The sequence below is a fragment of the Streptomyces sp. SID14478 genome (assembly GCF_010548525.1).
Classification (GTDB): domain Bacteria; phylum Actinomycetota; class Actinomycetes; order Streptomycetales; family Streptomycetaceae; genus Streptomyces.
This window is the reverse complement of sequence record NZ_JAAGMG010001360.1, coordinates 1-3,271: the sequence shown is the minus strand read 5'-3', so window position 1 is coordinate 3,271 and position 3,271 is coordinate 1. Positions and strand designations below refer to the sequence as shown.

The following is a 3,271-nucleotide window of genomic DNA, read 5'->3' as shown; positions in this document are numbered from 1 at the left end:
CGGCCGTCTCCGACCTCGGCAAGGCCGACTTCGTGCGCGGGCTCGGCGCCGACGACGTCGTCGCGTACGACGCGCCGGACTGGGGCGAACCCGTGGACTACGCCCTCGACGCGGTCGGCGGCGCGCTGCTGAAGCCCGCGGTCGGCGCGCTGGCACCGTACGGCCGGCTGGTGGCGTACAGCTCGGGCGGCGGGACCGTGGAGGCGTACGACCTGCTGGCCGGGGCGAAGTCGGTCATCGGGTTCCAGATGGCGCTCCTGGCGCGCGGACGGCCCGAGACGTACGAGAAGTGGCGCAAGGAGTTGTGGGACCTGTTTCTGACGGGGCGTCTGAAGCCGTGTGTACACGCCGAGTTCGCGCTGGAGGAGGCGGCACGCGCGCACGAGGTGATCGAGGGACGGGCCAATCTCGGCAAGGTGGTCCTGATCCCTTGATCCCCTGATGCACGGTTCTTGTGGGGCGCCGAGCGGCCCAAGTAGCGTCTGTCGCGCATACGTTGGACGTGGGATGTCCGGTTGTCCGGACGCCCCGAAGGGTGGGCCGCGCCATGCGAAGAAGCAACTTCCGCACACGTCTGAGATCGGTGGTGGCGGCGCTGGCCGTCGCCGCAGCACTGCCCGCTCCGGTGGCCGCGCGCGCCGCCACCGCCGCGGAGCCCCAACCCCCTTTCGAGCAGCAGGTGTTGTTCAAGGCGTCACAGGACCCGGGGTACGCCTGCTACCGGATTCCCGCCGTCGTCAAGACGGTCAAGGGCACCCTGCTGGCCTTCGCCGAGGGCCGCAGGAACGACTGCGGCGACGCCGGGGACATCGACATCGTCGTCAAGCGGTCCGAGGACGGCGGCCGTACGTGGTCCCCGCTCCAGGTCGTCAACGCGGGCGGGGGCGACACCCACGGCAACCCGGCGCCGGTCGTGGACCGGCGCACGGGCCGCGTCATGCTCGCGGAGACGTACAACACGGGCCGTACGGACGGCAAGGGCTGCGACGTGCCGTGCGACCGCACCCCCCACATGCAGTACAGCGACGACGACGGCCGCACCTGGTCGCAGCCGCGCGACCTGAGCGCCGAACTCCTGCCGCCGGACTTCAACTCCTGGTACGCGACCGGACCCGTGCACGGCATCCAGCTCACCGGGGGCCGCCACCGCGGACGCCTCGTCTTCACGGTCAACGCGGAGACGTGGCAGGGCGAGCAAGGCGTGGGGAGGGTCACCGCCAACCACGCGGCCCTGATGATCAGCGACGACCACGGCGCGCACTGGCGGGTCGGCGCGAAGGACTCCTGGCCGATCGCGGACGACGGCACGTTCCGGCAGAAGCCCTCCGAGATGACCCTCGCGGAACTGCCCGACGGCACGCTCTACATCAGCGGGCGCGAGCAGGACGGCACCGACCTCGGACATCGCACCGACACGGTCAGCCGGGACGGCGGCGAGACGTTCGCCCGGCCGTTCACCGCGATCCCCGATCTGTACGTGCCGCAGGTCCAGGGCTCCCTGGTGCCGGTCGGCAAGGACGGCAGGCAGCTGCTGCTCGCCTGCCCGGGCGATCCCGACCGGCGGCGCACCATGACCATCCGGTCCTCGTACGACGGCGGCCGCACCTGGGACAGCTTCGACCGGGGCACCGTGGTGACCACGGACTGGTCGGGCTACTCGGACATGGTGCAGGCCGACTCCGGCCACGTGGGCCTGATGTACGAGGGCGGCGCCGTCGACGCACGGGACGAGATCCGCTTCTCCCGGTTCACGCTCGACCGGCTGAAGCCGCGGCGCGGCGCCGACCCGACGACGGACGACCGGGCCCGGGGCGCGCGCGACGCCGCGGTCCTCGGCGGGGCGTCGGTGACGGACGGTCCGACCGGCCGGGCACTGTCCTTCGATGGGGTCGACGACGCGGTCCGCCTGCCGTACCGCAGGGAACTCGCCCTGGGGACACGGGACTTCACGGCCTCGCTGTCGTTCCGGTACGCGGCCACGAGCGGCGAGCAGCCGTTCCTGTGGATGGGCGGCATCGGGACGACCCAGCCCCAGGTGTGGCTGCGGGGCGAACCGGCGTCCCACCGGATCACCGGACTGATCACCGTGCGGGACGGGGCGCAGGCGCCGCGGTCCGTGTCGGTGAGCAGTTCCGCCGCGTACAACGACGGGGCGTGGCATCACGCCGAACTCCGGCGTGCGGACGGCCGGTTGACGTTGACCGTGGACGGTTCGGTGGTCGGCAGCGCCGCGGACGTGCCCGGTTCGGTGAGCCGGAACTCGCCGTTCGGGGTGCACGTGGGGCAGCGGATGGACAGCCGGGCGTTCTTCACCGGCGCGCTCGACGACGTGCGGGTCACCTCCGGTGGGCGGTCGGTGTGGTGGCTGCCCCTGGATCGGGTGCGCTCGGGGCGTTAGCGTCGCGTCCCGTGCGGGGCCGATCGCGAGCGGTGGCGTCTCGCGGCCGGCGGGGGCCGGTCGCGCGGTTCCCCGCGCCCCTGGTCCTGCTGATCCTCGCTGTCGTCTGCGGTGTGATCGTGGTGGTCGCCCTTCCTTCCCGGGAGGGCGACTCCCGTTGTCAGGCCCGTACGGTCGCCGACTGGCGGCCCGACGCCGGGCTGACCGGCGCCTGGAGCCGCTACGGCGACGACCCCGCCCGCACCGACGACTGGACCGGCGGCGACGGCACCCACTCGCTGCGACTGCCGGACGGGCGGCTGCTCTGGCTGTTCTCCGACACCTTTCTGGGCGGTGTGCATCCCCCGCCGGGCCCGGACGGGCAGCCGCACTCCTGGCGGGACCCGGGCGCGCCCTTCGTGCGCAACTCCGCGGTCCTCATGGGGCGTTCGGGGCAGATCGAGCGGACCGTGGCCGCCCCGCTGTTCCCGGACACCGGGGTCGGCGAATGGCGGTGGCCGGTGGCCGCGGCGGTGGAGCCGCGCTCCCCCGGCGCGGACGAGCAGGTCGTACGCGTACTGCTGTGGACGCGCGCGACCGGGACCGGGCCCTACCTCTACGGCGTGCCGACGGCGACCGAGGTGGCCACGCTGTCGCTGCCGGACCTGCGCGTCGAGAACATCACGCAGGTCCTCGACCAGCGGCAGGTACCGGACCCGGCCCGTCGCGTCCTGTTCGGTACGACGACGGTCGACGAGGACGGCTGGACCTATGTGTTCGGCGGGGACGACGGGCAGGCCGCCGTGCACCGCGCCTATGTCGCGCGCACGCCGCGCGGCCGTCTGGGCGACGCGAAGGCGTGGCGGTTCTGGGACGGCCGGCGGTGGCAGGCCG

Annotated in this window: 3 protein-coding genes; all 3 read left to right on the top strand. The window is 73.2% G+C overall.

From position 1 onward, the window contains the following. Positions 1-434, top strand: a 434-nt coding sequence (locus tag G3I40_RS43420; RefSeq protein WP_164560302.1) for a zinc-binding dehydrogenase, incomplete at its 5' end; no start/stop codon positions are given. A 113-nt stretch (positions 435-547) separates the two neighbouring features. Beyond that, entirely contained in the window at positions 548-2,398 is a 1,851-nt protein-coding gene (locus G3I40_RS43415; RefSeq protein ID WP_164560301.1) for an exo-alpha-sialidase, read from the top strand. Between the two features lie 32 nt (positions 2,399-2,430). Next, on the top strand, positions 2,431-3,271 hold an 841-nt coding region (locus tag G3I40_RS43410; protein WP_164560300.1), incomplete at its 3' end, for a hypothetical protein.

What these genes read in the sequence shown, in the direction of transcription:
- G3I40_RS43415 (WP_164560301.1), top strand. Translation starts at nt 548, where the DNA reads ATGCGAAGAAGCAACTTCCGCACACGTCTGAGATCGGTGGTGGCGGCG.